Origin of the sequence: Streptomyces sp. NBC_00669 (genome assembly GCF_036226785.1) — a bacterium.
GTDB lineage: Bacteria > Actinomycetota > Actinomycetes > Streptomycetales > Streptomycetaceae > Actinacidiphila.
In genome coordinates, this window is the sequence record NZ_CP109018.1 from 4,387,484 (window position 1) to 4,407,803 (window position 20,320).

The following is a 20,320-nucleotide window of genomic DNA, read 5'->3' on the forward strand; positions in this document are numbered from 1 at the left end:
TTCCGCCTCCTGTGCGACCCTCCACTCCGACACGCGGTGGTTCCCCGCCGGGAAACGGTCGTCCGCCCCGCGGGCGGTTGCTTCACTGAGTCATGGACCTGAACACCGTGGTGGAGATCCGGGACGCCCGGCACGCCTCCCCGTGGCGGCCGGGCGACGCCTGGCTCGCCGGCGGGACCCACCTGTTCTCCGAACCGCAGCCGCACCTGCGCCGGCTGCACGACCTGAGCCGTACCGGCTGGGAGCCGCTGCGGCACCTGCCCGACGGCTCGCTGGAGATCGCGGCGACCTGCACGATCGCCCGGCTGTCCCGCTTCGGCCGGAGCCTGGACCCGGCCGCCCACCCGGCCGCGCCGCTGATCGAGCAGTGCTGCCGGGCCTTCCTCGCCTCGTTCAAGGTCTGGAACATGGCCACCGTCGGCGGCAACCTCTGCAACGCCCTGCCGGCCGGCCCGATGATCTCGCTCACCGCCGCGCTCGACGGGGTGTGCCTGCTGCTCGACCAGGCGGGCGGGCAACGCGGTTCGCGGGTGGCGGACTTCGTCACCGGCGCCGGGCGCAACGACCTCGCCGAGGGCGAGTTGCTGCGCGCGGTGACGCTGCCGCCGCGCGCGCTGTCCGCGCGCACCGCCTTCCGCCAGGCGTCCCTGTACGCGCTGGGCCGCTCCGGCGTGCTGCTGGTCGGCACCGAGGAACCGCCGGACCCGGCCGAGCGGGCCGAGCGAGCCGAGCGGGCCGCGCGCACGGATCACACGGGCCGCACCCACCGCACCTGGGCACTGACCGTGACCGCCTCGACCGTACGGCCGTTCCGGCTGGCCTTCGCCGGGCCGCCGTCCGCCGACCGGCTGCGGGCCGCGCTGGACGCGGCGATCGGTGACGGCGACTGGTTCGACGACATCCACGGACTGCCCGCCTGGCGGCGGCACATGACGTACCGGCTCGCGGAGGAGATCCGCGCGGAACTGGCCGCACGGCCCGGCGGAGACGCGACGGAGGCCGGTGCGCGATGAGTTACCGGATCGAGGTCAACGGCCTGCCGTTCGACGTGGAGCCGCGGCCGGGCCAGTGCCTGCGCACGTATCTGCGGGACCGGGGCTGGTTCGGCGTCAAGAAGGGCTGCGACGCGGGCGACTGCGGCGCCTGCACCGTGCAGGTCGACGGCGAGCCCGTGCACAGCTGCCTCTACCCGGCGGTGCGCGCCGAGGGCCGCCGGGTCACCACCGTGGAGGGCCTGGCCGGCACCGACGGCGAACTCCACCCCGTGCAGCGGCGGTTTCTCGACGCCCAGGGCTTCCAGTGCGGCTTCTGCACCGCCGGGTTCCTGATGACCGCCGCCGCCCTGGACGAGGAGCAACTCGACGACCTGCCGCAGGCGTTGAAGGGCAACCTGTGCCGCTGCACCGGCTACCGGGCGATCGAGGACGCGATCCGCGGGGTGCGGCACGCCGAGGCGCCCGGCGCGGGCGAGGCGGTCGGCCGCAACCTGCCCGCGCCGGCCGGCCCGCAGGTCGTCACCGGCACCGCCCGCTACACCTTCGACATCGACGTGCCGGGGCTGCTGCACATGAAGCTGCTGCGCTCCCCGCACGCGCACGCCCGGATCACCGCGATCGACACCTCCGCCGCGCTCCAAGTGCCCGGCGTGCAAGCGGTGTTCACCCACCACGACGCCCCCGACCGGCACTTCTCCACCGCGCGTCACGAGCACCCCGAGGACGACCCTGACGACACCCGGGTGCTCGACGACACCGTCCGGTACGCCGGCCAGCGGGTCGCGGCCGTCGTCGCGGACACCGAGGGCGCCGCCGAGGAGGGCTGCCGCCGGATCGAGGTGGCCTACCAGGTGCTGCCCGCCGTGCTCGACCCGGAGCGGGCGATGGAGCCCGGCGCCCCGGTGGTCCACGACAAGGACGCCCGCACCGCGCGCATCGCCCGGCCGCGGCAGAACGTGGTCGGCGAGCTGCACGGCGAGGTCGGCGACGTCGCGGCCGGGTTCGCGGCGGCCGACGAGGTCTACGAGGAGACCTTCCGCACCGTCCGGGTCCAGCACGCCAGCCTGGAGACGCACGGCGCGGTCGGCTGGATCGACGACGGCGGACGGCTGACCGTACGCACCAGCTCGCAGACCCCGTTCCTGACCCGCCGGGCGCTGTGCGCGCTGTACGACCTGCCGGCCGATCAGGTGCGGGTGGTGGCCGGCCGGGTCGGCGGCGGATTCGGCGGCAAGCAGGAGATGCTCGTCGAGGACGTGGTGGCGCTGGCGGTACTGCGGCTGCGCCGGCCGGTGAAGCTGGAGTACACCCGGGCCGAGCAGTTCTTCGGCGCGACCACCCGGCACCCGTTCAGCGTCCGGGTCAAGGCCGGCGCACGCCGCGACGGCACCCTGACCGCGCTGGAGCTGCGGGTGGTGGCGAACACCGGCGCCTACGGCAACCACGGCCCGGCGGTGCTCTTCCACGGCTGCGACGAGTCGCTGTCGGTCTACCGCTGCCCGAACAAGAAGGCCGACGGCTACTGCGTCTACACCCACACCGTGCCGGCCGGCGCCTACCGCGGCTACGGCCTCGGCCAGGTCACCTTCGCGATGGAGTCCGCGCTCGACGAGCTGGCCCGCCGGCTCGGCCTGGACCCACTGCTGCTCAGGGCCCGCACCGTCATCGGCCCGGACGACCCGCTGGTCACCCCCGTCAGCGAGCCGGAGGAGGACCTGCGCCTCGGCGGCTACGGCCTCGACCAGTGCCTGGACATCGTCCGCCGCGCGCAGGCGGAGCCCCGAACGGAGCAGGTCCCCGACGGCTGGCTGGTCGGCGAGGGCAGCGCCCTGTCGATGAACGCCACCGGGCCGCCCGGCGGCCACTTCGCCGACGCGCGGATGCTGCTGCGCCCCGACGGCGGCTACGAACTGAGCGTCGGCACCGCCGAGTTCGGCAACGGCACCACCACCGTCCACCGCCAGGTCGCGGCGGGCGAGCTCGGCACCACCGTCGACCGGATCAGCGTCCGCCAGTCCGACACCGACGTCGTGGGCCACGACACCGGCGCCTTCGGCTCCACCGGCGTGGTGGTCGCCGGCAAGGCCACGCTGCGTGCCGCCCGGGCGCTGGCCGACGCCGTCCTGGACTTCGCCGCCGCGCGGCTGCGGGTGCCCCGCGCGCAGCTCAGGCTCACCGAGGACGCGGTGCTCGCCGACGCCGCCGGGCTGCGGCTCACCCTCGAGGAGGTGCACGCCGCGGCCCGGGCGGTCGGCGTCACCCTCGCCGCGGACGGCCACTTCGGCGGCACCCCGCGCTCGATGGCCTTCAACGCGCAGTACTTCCGGATCGCCGTCGACCCCGGCAGCGGCGAGATCCGCGTCCTGCGCAGCGTGCACGCCGCCGACGCCGGGAAGGTGCTGAACCCGATGCAGTGCCGCGGCCAGGTCGAGGGCGGCGTCGCCCAGGCGCTGGGCGCGACCCTCTTCGAGAACGTCCGCGTCGACGGGAGCGGCCGGGTCGAGACCGCCACCTTCCGCCGCTACCGGCTGCCCGCCTACGCCGACGTGCCGCGCACCGAGGTGCACTTCACCAGGACCGCCGACGCGACCGGCCCGCTGGGTGCCAAGTCGATGAGCGAGAGCCCGTTCAACCCGGTCGCCCCCGCCCTGGCCAACGCCCTGCGCGACGCGACCGGCATCCGCTTCACCGAGCTGCCCTTCACCCGCGACCGCGTCTGGCAGCGCATCGACGCGGCGGCGCGGGAGTGAATTGACCTGCCGTCAGATCTTCAGGCGGTACGGCAGCAGGCAGACGACGACGTCGGTACGGGCCCGTAGCACCGTGGCCAGCAGGATGCCGCGCTGGTTCTGCAGGATCTGGTAGCGGCGGTGCCGCGGCTCCACCTCGGGGATGAGGACCGCGATCTGCCGGCCGTCCGCCGCGAGCCGTTTGACGTAGCCGACCACCGGCTCGACCAGCGAGCGGTGCGGGCTGTCCACGATGTCCAGGCGCACCCCGGGCTCCCACCGCGCCCAGGCGTCGCGCAGCGCCCCGGCCCGCTCCGGGTTCGAGTGCACGGCGACCGCGACCACCTCGTCGCCGAACGCGAGGGCGGCGGTGAGGGCGTACCGGGCGACCTCGCTGATCTCTCCGACCGGCACCACGACGAGCCCGATGCCGCCGCGCCCGGGCGGTGCGGGGATACGGCCCAGGCCGAGCTCCCTGCCGACCTCGGTGTAGTAGCGCTGCACCCGGCTGAAGAGCAGCATCAGCAGCGGCACCGCGACCACCACCACCCAGGCGCCTTCGAGGAACTTGGTGCTGAGCAGCACCACGCCGACGATGGTGGTGAGCACCGCGCCCAGGCCGTTGACCATGGCCCGGCGCAGCCACTTCGGCGGCCGGTCGCCGGCCCAGTGCCGGACCAGGCCGATCTGGCTGATCGAGAAGCCGATGAACACGCCGATCGCGAAGAGCGGCAGCAGCTTGTGGGTGTCGGCGTCGACCGCGATGAGCAGCACGGCCGCGAGCGCGGCGAGCGCGAGCACGCCGTAGCGGTAGACCGGGCGTTCGGCGCGCAGCCCGAAGATGTGCGGCAGCCGGTGGTCGCGGGCGAGCAGGCTCATCAGGACCGGCAGCCCGCCGAAGCTGGTGTTCGCGGCGAGCGCGAGCACGAGGGTGACCACGAGGTTGGTGGCGATGTACGGCCAGCCGGTGCCGTACGCCCCGGCGGTGAGCTGGGCGAGCACCGTCACGCCGCCGCGCGGGACGACGTGGTCACGGTGGATCAGCACGGACAGCCCGACCAGCATCAGGCCGAGCAGTCCGCCGAGCATCAGCTCGGTGCGCTGGGCGCGCCGCACGCGCGGGGTGCGGAAGGTCGGCACGCCGTTGGCGATGGCCTCGACGCCGGTCAGCGCGGAGCAGCCCGCCGAGAACGCCTTGAGCAGCAGCAGGATGCCGAGCGTCTCGGTGACGTGCACCGGCTCGTGGGTGCCGACCTCGGCCGCGGGGTGGCCGCGCAGCAGCCCGATCACCACGACCCCGAGGATGCCCAGCACGAACAGCGCGGTGGGCAGCATCAGCACCCGGGCGCTCTCGGCGACCCCGCGCAGGTTCACCGCGGTGAGCAGCAGCAGGCCGAGCAGGCACACCTCCAGCAGGTGCGAGTTGAGCGCGGGGTAGGCGGAGGCGAGCGCGGCCGCGCCCGCGGCGAGGCTTACCGCGACGGTCAGCACGTAGTCGACGACGAGGCTCGCCGCCGCCAGCAGGCTGACCCGCGTCCCGAGGTCCTTCTTGGCGACGGCGTACGCGCCGCCGCCGTCGGGGTGCACCGCGATCACCTGGCCGTAGGAGACCACCAGCACCACCAGCAGGGCGGTGATCACCAGCGTGATCGGGAGCGTCGCGTCGATCGCCCCGGTGCCGGCCGTGACCAGCACCAGCACGATCGCCTCCGGCCCGTACGCGACCGAGCTGAGCGCGTCGAGCGACAGCGCGGCCAGCCCCTCCAGGCTGGTCAGCCGGTCCTTCTCGGCCTTGCGGTGCCCCTCGCCCGGGCGCACGGGCACCCTCGGCCGCAGTTGGCGACGGGCCAGGCCGAACGTCATGGACACCTCGTGAGGGGCGATACGGTCCTTTTGTCCGTTCAGTGTGACCGCCGGGCCCGCCCGCACGCCCGGGACGCGCGGGCGGCGCTCGGCGGCGATCACCGGCGTGGCACCATGGCCCGGTCGGAGGCCGGACGGACGGACGCGGAGGGCGGTAGCGAGGTGGGCGGGATACCGCGAGCCGAGGCGGAGCCGGGCGGAGCCGGAGCGGACGGCGCCGAAGCGGAGCGGCGGGCGGAGGCCGAGCGGCGCGAGGTGGCGGCCTTCCGGGAGTCACTCGGGCTGGACCACCTGGTCGACGTCCACACCCACTTCATGCCGCAGCAGGTGCTGTCCAAGGTGTGGGCGTACTTCGACGCGGCCGGGCCGCTGGTGGGCCGGCACTGGCCGATCGCCTACCGGATGGAGGAGCAGCGCCGGGTGGAGGTGCTGCGCGGCTTCGGCGTGCGGGCCTTCACGTCGATGCTCTACCCGCACAAGCCGGGGATGGCCCGCTGGCTCAACGACTGGTCCGCCGACTTCGCCGCCCGCACCCCGGACTGCCTGCACACGGCCACCTTCTTCGCCGAGCCGGGTGCCCTCGCCGACGTGCGGCGCGCGCTCGGCCAGGGCGCGCGGGTCTTCAAGTGCCACGTCCAGGTGGGCGGGTTCGACCCCAACGACCCGCACCTGGACGCCGTATGGCGGCTGCTCGCCGACGAGGGGGTGCCGGTGGTGACGCACTGCGGCTCCGGCCCGGTGCCCGGCGCCCACACCGGCCCGGCCCCGATCGCCGCGCTCCTGGCCCGCCACCCCCGGCTGCGCCTGGTCGTCGCCCACCTCGGCATGCCCGAGTACGAGGACTTCCTCGGCCTCGCCGAACGCCACGGCGACGTCATGCTCGACACCACCATGGCGTTCACCCCCTTCGTCGAGTCCGCCGCCCCCTTCCCCCGCGCCGCCCTCCCCCGCCTCGCCGCCCTCCAGGACCGCGTCCTGCTCGGCACCGACTTCCCCAACATCCCCTACACCTACGCCGCCGCCCTGACCGCCCTGCGCACCGCCGACCTCGGCACCCCCTGGCTCCGCGCCGTCTGCCACGACAACGCCACCCGGCTCTTCTCCCTCTGACCCGCCCCCTGAAGAGACCGGCGGCGAGCGGTGGCCGGAAGGCGTCGGTGGGTGTGGACAGGGTGGGGTGGAGAGGCGTTAATCGGGGTAAGTGTGGCGGCCCATGACGGGGCGTCGGGGTGGAGGCATGGGATGAACGGCCTCAGCAAGGGGATCGAGCGGGTCGAGGTGCGGTTGAAGTGGGACCCGAGCCCGCTGGGCGCCCCGCCGAGCGATCTGGACCTGATCGCGGCCACGTACTCGGCCGGCGCGGAGCAGGGTGATCCGGCCTACCTCGTGCACTTCGACAGCAGGGCGCCCGACGGGACCATGTGGCTCAACCGGGACAGCAAGAACGGCCAGGGCTTCGGCTTCGACGAGGTGATGACGCTGGAGCTGGACCGGCTCGGCGACGGGTACCGCCGGGTCGTGGTCGGCGCGATGATCCAGCAGAGCTTCGGACGGCTGGAGTTCGGCGCGGTGGCCAACCCGGCCTACCAGATCGTCACCGGCTGGACGGTGCTGGTGGAGGGCGGCCTGACCGAGCTGGGCGGCACCACGGCCGCGACCTTCGCGGAGTTCACCCGGAGCGGGTCCGGCGCCTGGTCCTTCCACTCGCTGCTGCGCGGCTACGACGAGGACCCCGACACGTTCGGCCACTCGATGGGCCGCCCGCCGTCCTGACCGCGTCCCGATCCGCGGCCCGCCCGCCACCCGACCCGCACACCCCGGTGAACCACCGGCGCCACCCGCGCCGACGTGGCCTTTTCCCCGCGCGCGCCGAACTGCCCGGCGCCACGGCCGCGTACGCGCCGACCGGAGAGACCGTGATGGCCCGCGCGTCCAGCGCCGGAGCTTCGCACCCCTCTGTTCCAATAGCGCATATGGGGCATCACCGAAGCAAAGCCACACCCATGGAGGCAGTCATGCGGGACGCCGGGCAGGGCGTGCGGGGACGTACGGGCGTACGGAAGTCGGCGCTGGGGATCGGGTGCGCGGCGGTCGCGGTCGCCGGAGTGCTGGCCGCGCCCGCCGGGCCGGCCGAAGCGGTCGGCGGTGCGCCGCACGTACGCGGCGCGGTGCTCCACCCCGAGCAGGACTGGATGGGGTCGTCCGTCGCCGCCCACGAGGGCCGCTCCAGCACCACCACGGCCACCGGCGGCTCCTCGAACGTCACCCGCACCCCCGGATTCGACGTCAGCAACTGGCAGGGCACCATCGACTGGGCGGCCCAGTACCGCAAGGGCGCCCGGTTCGCGTACATCAAGGCGACCGAGGGCACCACGTACAAGGACCCGAAGTTCGACGCGAACTACACCAACTCCTACTACGCAGGCTTCATCCGCGGTGCCTACCACTTCGCCCGCCCGGACAGCTCCGGCGGCAAGGCGCAGGCGGACTACTTCGTGTCGCACGGCGGCGGCTGGTCCAAGGACGGCAAGACGCTGCCGCCGGCGCTGGACATCGAGTACCCGTCCGGCGCGGCCTGCTACGGCCTGAGCAAGAGCGCGATGGTCAGCTGGATCAGGGCGTTCGTCGACGAGGTGCACGCGAAGACGACCCGCTGGGCGACCATCTACTCCACCACCGACTGGTGGACCCGGTGCACCGGCAACACCTCGGTCTTCGCCGCCGACGACCCGCTGTTCGTGGCGCGTTACGCCTCCAGCGCCGGCAAGCTGCCGGCCGGCTGGCCGTTCTACACCTTCTGGCAGCACGCCGACTCCGGCACGTTCCCCGGCGACCAGGACTACTTCAACGGCCCCCTCAGCGGCCTGCGCAACCTCGCCAACAACACCTGAGGCGGACGCGGCAGGAAGCCGCTGGTGCGGGCGGCGTACGCGGCGTAGCCGGGCCGGTCGGCCATCTGCCGCTCCAGCAGCCGTTTCCCGCTGCCGAAGACCAGCAGGGCGGTCATCAGCAGCGGGCCCGGCGCCGCCACCGCGGCGGCCTGCGGGCTCGCGCACGCCATCGCGTACAGGCCCCACCACACCAGGCAGTCGCCGAAGTAGTTGGGGTGCCGGGTCCAGGCCCACAGGCCGCGGTCCATGATGCGGCCGCGGTTCGCCGGATCGGCCTTGAAGCGGGCGAGTTGGTGGTCGCCGACCGCCTCGAAGGCCAGCCCGGCCGCCCACAGCGCGCCGCCGGCCGCCGCCCACCCGCCGAGCCGCTCGGGGGCGTACTGCGCGGCCTGCACCGGCAGCGAGACGACCCACACCAGCGCGCCCTGGACCAGGTAGACGGTGCGCAGCGCGTACCCGGCGCGGCTGCCGGGCGCCTTGGCGAGCATCCGGTCGTAGCGCGGGTCCTCGCCGTGGCCGCGGCCGCGGCGGGCGATGTGCACGGCCAGCCGCAGCCCCCACCCGGCGGTGGCGAGCGTGACCAGCAGCCGCCGCCCGTCGTCGCCGTGCCCGGCCGAGGCGGCGTACGACGCGGCGGCGACCGCGGTGAAGGCCACGCCCCACGCGACGTCCACCACCCGGTGCACGCCCTTGGCGAGAGCGACCGCGAAGGTGGCCGCCATGACGCCGAAGGCCGCGAGCACCGCCCAGCCGAGGCCCTCCGCGAACGCGGCCCAGGGGAAGCCGGTCACGGGCGCACCGGTACGTACCAGTCGTGCGGGGTGGCCGGCAGGCCCGAGCCGCCGAACGGCTCCGGGCGCACCGCGAGGATCTGGTCCACGCCCATCCGGCGCTCGGCGAAGGTCAGCATCGACCCGGCCAGGTAGAGCTGCCAGACCCGGACCGTCGGCTCGCCCGCCAGCGCGGCGAACACCGGCCGGCGCTCCTCCAGGGTGCGGTACCAGGCCGCGATCGTCCGGACGTAGTGCTCGCGCATCGCCTCCACCGACCGCACCTCCAGGCCGGCGTCCTCCAGCAGGTCCACGGTCCGGCCGACCGGGCGCATGTGCATGTCGGGGACGATGTACGACTCGATGAACGCGCCGCCGCCGGGCGCGTCGGCGCCGCGGGACATCTGCTGGACCAGCAGCCGGCCGCGCGGGCGCAGCAGGGCGTGCAGCCGGGCGGCGAAGTCCGGGTACTGCTCCTCCCCGACGTGCTCGCCCATCTCGATCGCGCTCACCGCGTCGTATCCGCCGTCGGCGGCGCCGAGGTCGCGGTAGTGGCTCAGCCGCACCTCGACCAGGTCGCCGAGGCCCTGCTCCGCGATCCGGGCGGCCACGAAGTCGCGCTGCTCGCGGGAGAGGGTGACGGCGGTGACGCGGGCCTTGAACTCCCGCGCCGCGTAGAGGGAGAGGCTGCCCCAGCCGCAGCCCATGTCCAGCAGCCGCGCGCCGGGGGTCAACGCCAGCTTGCGGCAGACCAGTTCGAGCTTGTCGCGCTGCGCCTCGGCGATGCCGTAACCGGCGCCGCCCGGTACGTCCCCGGGCTCGGACTCCAGCTCAGGATCAGGCTCGGCCCCGGGCTCGACACCGGGCTCGGTCGCGGGCTGGGTCCAGTAGCCGCAGGAGTACGCCATCGACGGGTCCAGCAGTTCGGCGTACCAGTCGTTGGACAGGTCGTAGTGGTGGCTGATGGCGGCCCGGTCGCGGCCGGTGCTGTGCAGCGCGCCGCGCTGCTTCGCCTTCCGGACGCCCGGCGGCGCCGGGCGGGGGCCGAGCGCGCCCAGCCGCAGCGCGGTCGCGGCGGCCGCGGCGAGTGCCCGCGGACGGGGGCGGCCGGGTGCCGAACCGCGCTCCCGCACCGCCCGGGCCACCCGGCCGAGCCCGTCGGGCAGGTCGCCCTCGATGTCGAGTTCCCCCGCGATGTACGCCTCGGCCAGGCCCGTGCCGCTGGGCTGCCACAGCAGGCGGCGCAGCGCGCGGCGGCTGCGCACGACGATCACGGGCGCGTCGGCCGGCCCGGTCTCGCTGCCGTCCCAGGCGCGCAGCCGCACCGGCGGCCGGTCACCGAAGTACCCGTCGAGCAGCCGCCCGAGCCGGTCCGCCACTGTGCTCATCGGTCGTCTCCGTCCGTACGGCCGGGGTCGGTCCCCGTGCCGGTTCCGGCCAAGGCGCCGGGGCTCGCGGCGCCGTCCGCGGGCCCGACACCGTCCGCGGCGCGGGTCAGTACCGTCTGCCGCACGTCCAGGTAGCGGGAGCGGAACCCGGCCTCGGAGTAGGCGAGGTAGAACTCCCACATCCGGCGGAAGGTCGCGTCGAAGCCGAGTGCGGCGACCTCGCCGGCGTCGTCGGCGGCGGTGAACCGCTCGCGCCACAGCCGCAGCGTCTCCGCGTAGTGCGGGCCGAAGCCGTCGTCCTCGGCGACCCGCAGGCCGTGCGCGGCGGCCTCCCGTTCGATGGCCTGGGACGAGGGGATCAGGCCGCCGGGGAAGACGTACTTGCCGATCCAGGTGTAGGTGCCGTGGGTGGCGAGCATCCGGTCGTGCGCCATGGTGATGGCCTGCAGGGCGATCCGGCCGCGGGGGGCGAGGACGCGGGCGAGGGTGCCGAAGTACTCCGGCCAGAACTCGGCGCCGACCGCCTCGATCATCTCCACGCTGACCACGGCGTCGAACCGGCCGCGCACCTCGCGGTAGTCGCGCAGTTCGACCGCGGCCTTCCCGGCGAGGCCCGCAGCGGCGATCCGCGCCTGCGCCAGGTCGCGCTGCTCGCGGGAGAGCGTCACGGTCAGCACCCGCGCACCGCGCCCGGCCGCCCGCAGCGCCAACTCGCCCCAGCCGGTGCCGATCTCCAGCAGCCGGGTGCCCTCGCCGACGCCGGCCAGGTCCAGCAGCCGGTCGATCTTGCGGTGCTGGGCGGCGGCGAGGGTGGCCTGCTCGGCGGGGAAGCCGCGGAACAGGCCGGCGGAGTACGTCATCGTGTCGTCGAGGAAGAGCGCGAACAGCGCGTTCGACAGGTCGTAGTGCCGGCGGATGTTGTCGCGGGCGCCGTCGGGGGTGTTGCGCTGCCGATCCGGGGTGGCGTGCACCCAGGCCCGGCGCAGCCGCTGGAGGCTGTGCGGGACCAGCGCGGTGGCGTTCGCGGCGAGCACGGTGAGCACCCCGACCAGGTCGTCCGCGTCCCACTCGCCGGCCATGTACGACTCGCCGAAGCCGATCAGGCCGTCGACGGCGATCCGGCGGTGGAAGGCCCGCGGGTCGTGCAGCCGCAGCACCGGTCCCCGGTCGCCGCTGCCGGAGCCGTCGGGCAGCCGCACCCGCAGCGGCAGCCGGGCGAACGCGCGGCCGACCAGCAGCCGGGCCACCGCGGTGCGCGGCGGCGAACTGCGCGGCACTCGGGCCGCGTCCGGCCACACGGCGGGGTCCACGCCGGCTCGCGGCGCCGGGGCGGGGATGCCGGGAGCGGTGGCGGTGGTGCGGTCGGAGACGAGTCCGCTCACTTCAGGCCCTCCTGGGTGCGGTGGTGCGGGCGGGGGAGAACGGGCAGGCCGCGCAGGTACAGGCGGATGCCGTGCAGGCGGATCGCCGCGGAGACGGCGAGCGTGGACCAGGGGTGCCGGGCGGCGGCGGCCAGCAGGGCGCGGGTGCCGGCCGGGCGGCGGGTGCCGCGCACCGTCGCGGTGAACGGCCGGCCGCCCTCACGCTCCAGGTGCACCGCCAGTTCCAGCTTCTCGCCGGGTTCGGGCAGCCGCATCCGGTAGGTGCCGTCGACCGGGAAGAACGGCGAGACGTAGAACTCCTTGGGCACCTCGGCCCGGCCCCGCTCGTCGGTGTGCAGCAGGTAGCAGTGCCGCTCGCCGTAGGTGTTGTGCACCTCGGCGACGGTGCACAGCGGCGAGCCGTCCCGTCGGTGGCACCAGTACACGGTGAGCGGGTTGAAGACGTGGCCGAGGACGCGGGCGTGCGCGAGCATCAGCACCCGGCCGCCGTCGAGTGACACGCCCTGCGCGTCCAGGTAGCGCTCCAGGCCCGCGCGCAGGGTGGGTGCGGTGCCCGCGAAGTGGTCACGCGCGGCGAACCGGGCCAGCGGGCGCAGCGCCCGGGGTTGCACCGGAAGGTGGTCGAGGTCGACCAGCCACATGTAGGTGCGGTGCCGGAAGGTGCGGCGGATCGGCCGGGTGCGCACGTGGGTGATCGCGCAGGCGTACAGGCTCGCGGTGCCGGGGGCGCGGTGCGCGCCGGTGTGCGGGACGCCCGCGACCGCGGGTGCGGGCGCCGTGTCGGAGGGCGCCGTGTCGGCGGACGCCGTGTCCGCGAGCGGCCGGGCGGGGGTCACCAGCGCACCCCGAGCGCCGCGGCGGCCGCCACCCCCGCGCGGCAGCCGTCCTCGTGGAACCCCCAGCCGTGGTACGCGCCCGCGTACGCCGTCACCGCCGTGTCCAGCTCCGGCAGACGCCGCTGGGCGGCCACCGACTCGGGCGTGTACAGGGGGTGTTCGTAGACCATGCGGGCCAGTACCCGGCCGGGGTCGACCGCCTGCGACGCGTTGAGCGTGACCACGTACTCCTCTGCGGCATCGAGCTGCTGCAACCGGTTCATGTGGTAGCTGACCTGCACCTTCTCGGCGGGAGCCGCGCACGAGGGCATCAGGTAGTTCCAGGAGGCGCGGGCCCTGCGGGCGGTGGGCAGCAGCGACGCGTCGGTGTGCAGCACCGTCTCGTTGCGCGAGTAGCGGAACGCGCCGAGCACCCGCGCCTCGGCGTCGGTGGCGTCGGCGAGGACGGCGAGCGCCTGGTCGGGGTGGGTGGCCAGGACCACCGCGTCGTAACCGCGGGTAATGCCGTCGGCGGCGGTGACCTCGGCGCGGTCGGGGAAGCGGCGCACCGCGCGGACCGGAGTGCCGGTGTACACCGTGGTCAGCTGCTTGCCGATCCGCCGCACGTACTCCGCGGAGCCGCCGGTGACCGTGCGCCACCGCGGTGACCCGCCCACCGACAGCAGCCCGTGGTGGCGCAGGAAGCGGAAGAGGTAGGCCGCCGGGTACCGCATCGCCTGGTCGGGGGCGCAGGACCACACCGAGGAGACCAGCGGCACCACGAAGTGCGCGGTGAAGTACGGAGTGAAGTCGCGCTCGGCCAGGAAGCCGCCCAGCGTCAGATGGTCGGCCCGGCCCGAGGCGAGCGCCGCGCGCGCCGCCCGGTGGAAGGACGGCACCTCGGCGAGCAGGCCCAGGTAGCGGCCGCGTATCGCGCTGCCGGGGTGGGCGAACAGGCCGCCGGGGCCGCGCGCGCCCGCGTACTGCAGGCCGCAGCCGTCGCACCGCACGGACAGGCTCATCTCGGAGTCCTGGGTGGCGACGCCGAGTTCGCGGAAGAGCCGCAGCAGCGTCGGGTAGGTGCGGTCGTTGTGCACGATGAAGCCGGTGTCGATCCGCAGCGCCTGCCCGCCCGGGTCGGCCACGTCGTGGGTGTGCGCGTGGCCGCCGAGCCGGTCGTCGGCTTCGTAGAGCGACACCTCGCACACCTGCCGCAACACGTAGGCCGCGGTCAGGCCGGCCACTCCCGAACCCACCACCGCGATACGCCGCCGCACCTCATCGCCTCGTCTCCGCGCCTTCTTCGCGCCTCGCCCGCTCCCTGTCGACCCCCGTCACCAGTGATTCGGCGCGGCGGCCGAAAAGGATTGGTGGAGAGGCCGGGGTCTGGCGCGGGGCGGGAGTGAGGGCGCGGGCCCGGATGCGGCGATCGCCCGGTTCCGACCGGATATGAGCCGCCGATGATCGTCGGTTTTCGGTAAAGCGACACCGCTGAGCGCCATACGGTATTCCCACAACGCTCACGTGGCGTGCACACTACAGGCCGGGTGTGGGTCGTGAACGAGCGTGCGGTACAAGGCCCGTGCCTGTCGTTGCCCTCTCACGGACCATCATGTTGGAGTCGTCATCACCCACATACACACACCCCGTAGCGGCGCAGGCCGTACCGGAGTGGTAGCGGCCGCCTCGCTGGCCCTGCTCTCCGGTTCGCTGCTGCTGGCGGCCACGCCTTCGCAGGCGTCGGCGCCGGCCGCGTCCGCCAAGACCATCACCGGCTCCCACCCCGCGTGGGCCACCGCCTCCGCGGACGCCGGTTCGGTGTCGTCCTCCGCCGAGATCACCGGCACCGTGTACCTCGCGGGCCAGGACCCGGCCGGGCTCACCTCGTACGCGACGGCCGTTTCGGACCCGAGCAACGCCAGTTACGGCAAGTTCCTCAGCCCCGCGCAGTACCAGGCCCGGTTCGGGGCCACCAAGGCGCAGATCGCCGCCGTGCAGAAGTGGGCCGAGGACTCCGGCCTGAAGGTGCTGGGCACCACCTCGCACGCGATCACCGTCAAGGGCACCAACTCCGCGCTCACCAAGGCGTTCGGCACCGGTGAGCACCAGTACAAGGTGTCCGGCGAGCTGCGGCACGCGCCGGCCCGCGACCTGAAGGTGCCGGCTTCCGTCTCCAGCGCGATCCTCGGCGTCGACGGCCTCTCCTCGGTCGGCAGCAACGTGGTGCGCCCGGACTCGCACAAGGTCACCTCGGACACCGCCACTTCGGCGAAGGGCGCCAAGGCCGACAAGAGCCTGCCAACCACGCCGACCTGCTCCGCGTACTGGGGCCAGAAGACCGCCAAGGGCGCGCCGGCCGGCTTCACCAAGAAGGACGTGGCGTTCGACCAGTGCTCGCTGTACCCCTCGCAGATCCGCAAGGCGTACGGCATCACCTCCACCGGGCTGACCGGCAAGGGCGCGACTATCGCCATCGTGGACGCGTACGGCAGCTCCACCATGGAGGCCGACGCCAACCAGTACGCCACCAACCACGGTGACAAGGCGTTCAAGAAGGGCCAGTACTCCGAGGTCGTCGACTCCTCGCAGTGGACGGACCAGGACCTGTGCGGCGGCCCCGAGGGCTGGGCGCCCGAGGAGGCGCTGGACGTCGAGATGGCGCACGGCCTCGCCCCCGACGCCAACGTGGTCTACGTCGGTGCGAACTCCTGCAACGACGACGACCTGCTGGCCGCGATCACCAAGATCGTGGACAACCACCTCGCCGATGTCGTCTCCAACTCGTGGGGCGAGATCATGCACACCACGGACAACGCGGACGTCACCGCGTCGGAGATCGCGGCGTACGAGCAGATCTTCCAGCAGGCCGCGATCGAGGGCATCAGCGTCGGCTTCTCGGCCGGCGACTGCGGTGACAGCAGCCCGCTGGCGGCGGCCACCGGTGCCAACTGCCAGACCGACACCGCCCGTGCGCAGGCCAACTGGCCGGACTCCGACCCGTGGGTGACCTCGGTCGGCGGCACCGCGCTCGCCCTGGCGGACAAGAGCGGCAAGTACGGCTTCGAGACCGACATGGGCACCACCCGCTCCGCGCTGTCGGCCGACGGCAAGAGCTGGACCCCGGCCCCGGCCGCGGCGCCGTTCTACTTCGGCGGTGGCGGCGGCACCAGCGAGGACTTCGCGCAGCCGGGCTACCAGCGCGGCGTGGTCCCGGACACGCTGTCGCACACCCTGATGACCGGTCAGAAGGTGGACGCCGCCAAGCGGGTCACCCCGGACATCTCGATGGTCGGCGACCTGTACACCTCGGTGCTGGTCGGCATCTCCGACGGCGCCGCGTACAGCGAGGGCGGCTACGGCGGCACCAGCGTCTCCTCGCCCGAGTTCGCGGCGGTGCAGGCCGACGCGATCCAGGCCGGCCACCACGCGATCGGCTTCGCCAACCCGGCGATCTACGCCCGCTCGCACCTGACCACCGACGTGGTGGACAAGCAGGCGCAGCACTCGAGCACCCCGCTGAGCAGCGTCTACGACGCCGGTGTGGTCAACGGCAACCTGCTGGTCCGGCTGATCGGCTTCGGCCAGGACACCTCGCTCAACGCGGTCCGCGGCTACGACGACGCGACGGGTGTCGGCTCGCCGAACGCGAGCTACCTGAAGTCGTACCGCTTCTGACGGTTCGCCGGCAGGACGGATCGACGCTTGACGCGTTGACGTTTTGACGCGTTGACGCTTTGGCGGATCGACCGATCCACGGGTGTGACCGGGCGGGCTCCGGCGGAGGACGACTCCTCCACCGGGGCCCGCCCGCACGTTTGATCGGATCAACTGAATAATGGGTCCCGGTACGCCCGTGGGTGGCGTGCCCTTGGGGGGACGCGCACCGATGGTGAAGCTCAAGCGAGGGGCGGTGGCCGGGCTGGCCACCGCGGGTGTGGCGGCGGCGTTAGCCGGGACGCTGATCGCGGTCGGCACCGGAGGCGGCGGCTCCGGGCACGCCAAGGCGGCCGGGCACACCACCGCGCAGGCACCGGTCCGGCACGCGCCGACCGCCTCCACCACCCCCGCGTGGGACGGCAAGACGAAGGTGATCGGCGACGGCTCCACGTCGTACACCGGGCCGCAGCCGCACCAGCCGAAGTGGCACAAGCTCAAGCCGGGCGAGAAGCCGCCGCAGTTCGTGGTCTTCTCCTGGGACGGCGCGCTGGAGGGCGACGACCACGACTTCTCCCGCTTCCGCACGCTGGCCGAGAAGTACCACGCCAACATGACGTTCTTCCTCAGCGGCATCTACCTGCTGCCGAAGGACAAGCGCACCCTCTACCACCCGCCGCAGCACGCGCCGGGCGCCTCCGCGATCGACTTCCCCACCGACCAGCACATCAAGTGGACCCTCCAGCAGCTCCGGCTGGCCTGGGAGGAGGGCGACGAGATCGGCACCCACTTCAACGGGCACTTCTGCAAGCCCGACAAGGGCGCGGGCGCGGACTGGAGCACCAAGGAGTGGCTGAGCGAGACCAGCCAGGCGTACTCCTTCGTGCAGAACTGGAAGACGAACACCGGCGACACCGACATCCCGCCGCTGCCGTTCGACTACGCCCAGGAGCTGGTCGGCGGGCGCGCGCCGTGCCTGGAGGGCCAGAAGAACCTGCTGCCGGCCGAGAAGCAGCTCGGCTGGCGGTACGACGCCAGCTCGCCCGGCGACTTCCAGCTCTGGCCGCAGAAGCAGGACGGGATCTGGAACTTCCCCCTGGAGCTGGTGCCCTACCCGGGCAAGAGCTTCCAGGGCCTGACGATGGACTTCAACTTCCTCTACAACCAGTCCGGCGGCGACGTCACCGAGGGCGACCCGGCGAAGTACCCGGAGTGGGAGAAGCAGACCCGGCAGGGCTACCTCGAAGGCTTCCAGCGGGTCTACAACGGCAGCCGGGCACCGCTGTTCATCGGCAACCACTTCGAGGACTGGAACGGCGGCATCTACATGCAGGCCATCTCCGACGTGGTGAAGGACGTCTGCCCCAGGAAGGGCGTGGAGTGCGTGTCCTTCAAGGAGCTGTGCGACTGGCTGGACATGCAGGACCCCGCGGTGCTGGCGAAGCTGCGCAACCTGGACCCGGGCGAGTCGCCGGACTGGTCGACCTTCCTCACCAAGTAGTGGCCTTGCGGGCGGCGTCGGGGCCGACCGGCGTGCGCGTCGCCGACTCCGATCCGCCCGGCGGGAGGGTCGCCTCGGCGTAGTGGGCCCAGATGTCCGTCGGGGCGTCGCTGCCCGGCTTCTTCACGGACCGCCCGCCGATCCCGGTCAGCGGCTGCAACTGCTGCGTCTTCGGGTCGATCCGGAACAGCGTGACCGCGGTGGCCATCTCCGCGTCGTAACCGACGAACGACGCCGAGGTGTTGTCCTGCGCGGTGCCCGGCAGCCCGGCCAGCCCCGGCCCGGCCTTCGCCACCGCGTGCGCGGCGCCGGTGTCGACCGCGTCGCGCAGCGCGTCGTCCACCTCCCCGGCCACCTTCGGGGTGAACGGGTGCGTGACGGTGGGCTTCTGGAGCGGCACCGCGGCGCCGTCGCGGGTGATGCGCAGCACCGAGTACGGGTCGGTGTGGGTGCCGCCGGCCGCGAACGTGGCGTACCCGTCGGCCATCCGGATCGGGCTGGGCGTGGACGTGCCCAGCGAGAAGCTCGGCACCTGCTCGGCGAAGCCGCTGTCCGGCAGCAGCCCGGCGTCGATCGACGCCTGCCGCACCTGGTTGAGCCCGACGTCCACGCCGAGTTGTGTGATCGGCCCGTTCACGCCCTTCGCGACGGCCTCGCCGAGCGGGATCTTCCCGTACGAACGGCCGTCCGCGTTGGCGGTCTTGACGACCTTCCCGTCCCGGCTCCAGTACGGGCCCTCGGGCGTCTGTATCGGCACCTTGTTGTCGCCGTCGTAGCGGGACTGCGGGTCGACCCGGGCCCGCGGCGCGTCCCGGGTGCGGACCACGCCGTCGCGCAGGGCCGCCGCGTACACGAACGGCGCGTAGGTGGTGCCGGCCGGCACGATCGCGATGTCGGCGTCGTCGAAACCCTGCTTGACGTAGTCGGGGCCGCCGTAGAGCGCGAGGATGCGGCCGTCGGTCGCGACCGAGGCGGCGCCCACCCGCACATTGCGATCGGCGGGGCGGTCCTTCGGGCGCAGCCGGGAGATCTGCTGCTTGACGGCGGCGGCCAGCGCGTCCACCTTCGGCTTCTGGAAGGTGGTGTAGATCTGGTAGCCGCCGAGGTCGAACCGCTGGTCGGAGATGCCGCTGTGCGCGGAGACGTAGGCGCGTGCGGTGTCCACGAGGTAGCCGGTCTGCCCGCTCAGCCCGGCCGGCTTCGGCGGCGCGATCGGCTCGGGGAACTTCGTGTATGTGGCCCGCTGCGCCGCCGACAGCTTGCCGGTCTTCACCATCCGGTCCAGCACCCAGTTCCAGCGCGCCACCGCGCGGTGGTGGTTGGCGGCGCTCACCGACGGGTCGAACTGGCCGGCGCCCTTGAGCAGCGCGGCGAGGAACGCGGCCTGGCTCGGGTTGAGTTGGGAGACGTCCTCGCCGTAGTACGCCTTCGCGGCGCGCTGCACCCCGTAGGCGCCGCGGCCGAACCAACTGGTGTTGAGGTAGCCGTCGAGGATCTGCTTCTTGCTCATCTTGCGGTCGAGCTTGATCGCGATGAAGATCTCGGAGATCTTGCGGGAGATCGTCTGGTCCTGGTCGAGGTACACGTTCTTGACGTACTGCTGGGTGATCGTGGAACCGCCCTGCGTCTGGCCGCCGGTGGCCATGTTCGCCACCGCCCGGGTGATGCCTCGAGGGGAGACGCCGTGGTCGGAGTAGAACGACGCGTTCTCGGCGGCGAGCACCGCGGACTGCACGGCGGTCGGTATACGGTCCAGCGGCATCGCCTGCCGGTCGACCGGGCCGACCCGGGCCATCTCGGTGCCGTCGGCCCAGTAGTAGACGTTGTCCTGCTGGGTCGCGTAGGCGTTCAGGTCGGTGGGGATCGCGGTGCGCGCGTAGGCCCAGCCGACCAGAGCGATCAGGGCGAGCACGCTCCAGGTGCACAGCAGCAGGGTCTGGCGCAGCGAGGGGACCCACCGGCGCCAGCCGGTGCGGTTCGGCCGCGGGTACCGCGGGCGCAGCGGCGCCCACCACCGCTTTCCGTCCCCGACGGCGCCGGTACGGTCCGAGGGTGCCTCGGGGTTCGCGGGTGCCTCAGGTGTCTCGGGTGCCTCGGTCTTCCCGGTGCCGCGGTGCGGCTTCGGCAGCCGGGCCGCCGCCGAACGTGCCGTCCGCAGCGTCCGCACGGCTAACTGCCTCGGCCGCAGCCCCCGTTGCTCACCGTTTCGCCGCGCGAACATGTCTCTCCTCGACGCCCCTGGACAGGGACGTCCCCCGCGCCCCGAACACGGCTTCGACCCTATGTCGGGTGCCCACCTCCGCAGGGGTCCCGATCTCCACAGGTCTGTAAC

The 20,320-nt window shown here is 73.4% G+C and carries 14 protein-coding genes; 7 read left to right on the forward strand and 7 right to left on the reverse strand.

Annotation, left to right across the window (positions count from 1 at the left end):
- Positions 1 to 92 precede the first annotated feature (92 nt).
- Together OG896_RS18100 and OG896_RS18105 are read left to right on the forward strand one after the other, a co-directional pair.
- Positions 93 to 1,013, forward strand: a complete 921-nt coding sequence (locus OG896_RS18100; protein WP_329366719.1) for an FAD binding domain-containing protein — start codon at positions 93 to 95, stop codon at positions 1,011 to 1,013.
- The gene (locus OG896_RS18105; protein ID WP_329366721.1) at positions 1,010 to 3,745 is read left to right on the forward strand and encodes a molybdopterin-dependent oxidoreductase; all 2,736 of its coding nucleotides are present in this window, start codon (positions 1,010 to 1,012) and stop codon (positions 3,743 to 3,745) included. The genes OG896_RS18100 and OG896_RS18105 overlap by 4 nt, the downstream gene beginning before the upstream one ends.
- A 12-nt stretch (positions 3,746 to 3,757) precedes the next feature.
- On the opposite strand, the gene OG896_RS18110 is transcribed toward OG896_RS18105, so the two are convergent.
- Positions 3,758 to 5,587, reverse strand: coding sequence for an APC family permease (locus OG896_RS18110; RefSeq protein WP_329366723.1), 1,830 nt, complete (start codon positions 5,585 to 5,587; stop codon positions 3,758 to 3,760).
- Positions 5,588 to 5,701: 114 nt separating this feature from the next.
- On the opposite strand from OG896_RS18110, the gene OG896_RS18115 reads away from it, so the two are divergent.
- The 3 genes from OG896_RS18115 (at position 5,702) to OG896_RS18125 (ending at position 8,478) form a co-directional block, all read left to right on the forward strand.
- Positions 5,702 to 6,697, forward strand: coding sequence for an amidohydrolase family protein (locus OG896_RS18115; protein WP_329366725.1), 996 nt, complete (start codon positions 5,702 to 5,704; stop codon positions 6,695 to 6,697).
- 132 nt (positions 6,698 to 6,829) lie between these two features.
- Positions 6,830 to 7,360, forward strand: coding sequence for a TerD family protein (locus OG896_RS18120; protein WP_329366726.1), 531 nt, complete (start codon positions 6,830 to 6,832; stop codon positions 7,358 to 7,360).
- A 242-nt stretch (positions 7,361 to 7,602) separates the two neighbouring features.
- Complete coding sequence (locus tag OG896_RS18125) at positions 7,603 to 8,478, forward strand: lysozyme (RefSeq protein WP_329366727.1); 876 nt, start codon at positions 7,603 to 7,605, stop codon at positions 8,476 to 8,478.
- Here OG896_RS18125 and OG896_RS18130 read toward each other — a convergent pair.
- The 5 genes from OG896_RS18130 to OG896_RS18150 all read right to left on the reverse strand — a co-directional run bounded on the left by OG896_RS18130 (position 8,427) and on the right by OG896_RS18150 (position 14,110).
- On the reverse strand, positions 8,427 to 9,269 hold the full coding sequence (locus tag OG896_RS18130) for a DUF1295 domain-containing protein (RefSeq protein WP_329366729.1): 843 nt from the start codon (positions 9,267 to 9,269) through the stop codon (positions 8,427 to 8,429). The genes OG896_RS18125 and OG896_RS18130 overlap by 52 nt on opposite strands.
- Positions 9,266 to 10,636, reverse strand: coding sequence for a cyclopropane-fatty-acyl-phospholipid synthase family protein (locus OG896_RS18135; RefSeq protein WP_329366731.1), 1,371 nt, complete (start codon positions 10,634 to 10,636; stop codon positions 9,266 to 9,268). Before OG896_RS18135 ends, OG896_RS18130 begins: the two co-directional genes overlap by 4 nt.
- Positions 10,633 to 12,018 carry a cyclopropane-fatty-acyl-phospholipid synthase family protein gene (locus tag OG896_RS18140; RefSeq protein WP_329366733.1) on the reverse strand — a complete coding sequence of 462 codons (1,386 nt, stop codon included), beginning with the start codon at positions 12,016 to 12,018 and terminating at the stop codon, positions 10,633 to 10,635. The genes OG896_RS18135 and OG896_RS18140 overlap by 4 nt, the downstream gene beginning before the upstream one ends.
- Entirely contained in the window at positions 12,015 to 12,728 is a 714-nt protein-coding gene (locus OG896_RS18145) for a DUF1365 domain-containing protein (protein ID WP_329374102.1), read from the reverse strand. Before OG896_RS18145 ends, OG896_RS18140 begins: the two co-directional genes overlap by 4 nt.
- 122 nt (positions 12,729 to 12,850) lie before the next feature.
- Positions 12,851 to 14,110: an NAD(P)/FAD-dependent oxidoreductase gene (locus OG896_RS18150; RefSeq protein WP_329366734.1), complete on the reverse strand. Its 1,260-nt coding sequence runs from the start codon at positions 14,108 to 14,110 to the stop codon at positions 12,851 to 12,853.
- Between the two features lie 394 nt (positions 14,111 to 14,504).
- Between OG896_RS18150 and OG896_RS18155 the strand changes: the two genes are divergently transcribed.
- Positions 14,505 to 16,508 carry a S53 family peptidase gene (locus tag OG896_RS18155; RefSeq protein WP_329366736.1) on the forward strand — a complete coding sequence of 668 codons (2,004 nt, stop codon included), beginning with the start codon at positions 14,505 to 14,507 and terminating at the stop codon, positions 16,506 to 16,508.
- A gap of 211 nt (positions 16,509 to 16,719) precedes the next feature.
- Positions 16,720 to 17,988, forward strand: coding sequence for a hypothetical protein (locus OG896_RS18160; RefSeq protein ID WP_329366738.1), 1,269 nt, complete (start codon positions 16,720 to 16,722; stop codon positions 17,986 to 17,988).
- Here OG896_RS18160 and OG896_RS18165 read toward each other — a convergent pair.
- Positions 17,978 to 20,155, reverse strand: a complete 2,178-nt coding sequence (locus tag OG896_RS18165; RefSeq protein ID WP_329366740.1) for a transglycosylase domain-containing protein — start codon at positions 20,153 to 20,155, stop codon at positions 17,978 to 17,980. The two genes, OG896_RS18160 and OG896_RS18165, sit on opposite strands and share 11 nt — an antisense overlap.
- Between the last annotated feature and the right edge of the window lie 165 nt (positions 20,156 to 20,320).

Excerpts from the sequence above, each read along its gene's own strand:
- OG896_RS18160 (WP_329366738.1), top strand. The coding sequence starts at position 16,720 with ATGGTGAAGCTCAAGCGAGGGGCGGTGGCCGGGCTGGCCACCGCGGGT.
- OG896_RS18135 (WP_329366731.1), bottom strand. The coding sequence starts at position 10,636 with ATGAGCACAGTGGCGGACCGGCTCGGGCGGCTGCTCGACGGGTACTTC.
- OG896_RS18105 (WP_329366721.1), top strand. The coding sequence starts at position 1,010 with ATGAGTTACCGGATCGAGGTCAACGGCCTGCCGTTCGACGTGGAGCCG.
- OG896_RS18125 (WP_329366727.1), top strand. The coding sequence starts at position 7,603 with ATGCGGGACGCCGGGCAGGGCGTGCGGGGACGTACGGGCGTACGGAAG.
- OG896_RS18120 (WP_329366726.1), top strand. The coding sequence starts at position 6,830 with ATGAACGGCCTCAGCAAGGGGATCGAGCGGGTCGAGGTGCGGTTGAAG.
- OG896_RS18100 (WP_329366719.1), top strand. The coding sequence starts at position 93 with ATGGACCTGAACACCGTGGTGGAGATCCGGGACGCCCGGCACGCCTCC.
- OG896_RS18115 (WP_329366725.1), top strand. The coding sequence starts at position 5,702 with ATGGCCCGGTCGGAGGCCGGACGGACGGACGCGGAGGGCGGTAGCGAG.
- OG896_RS18110 (WP_329366723.1), bottom strand. The coding sequence starts at position 5,587 with ATGACGTTCGGCCTGGCCCGTCGCCAACTGCGGCCGAGGGTGCCCGTG.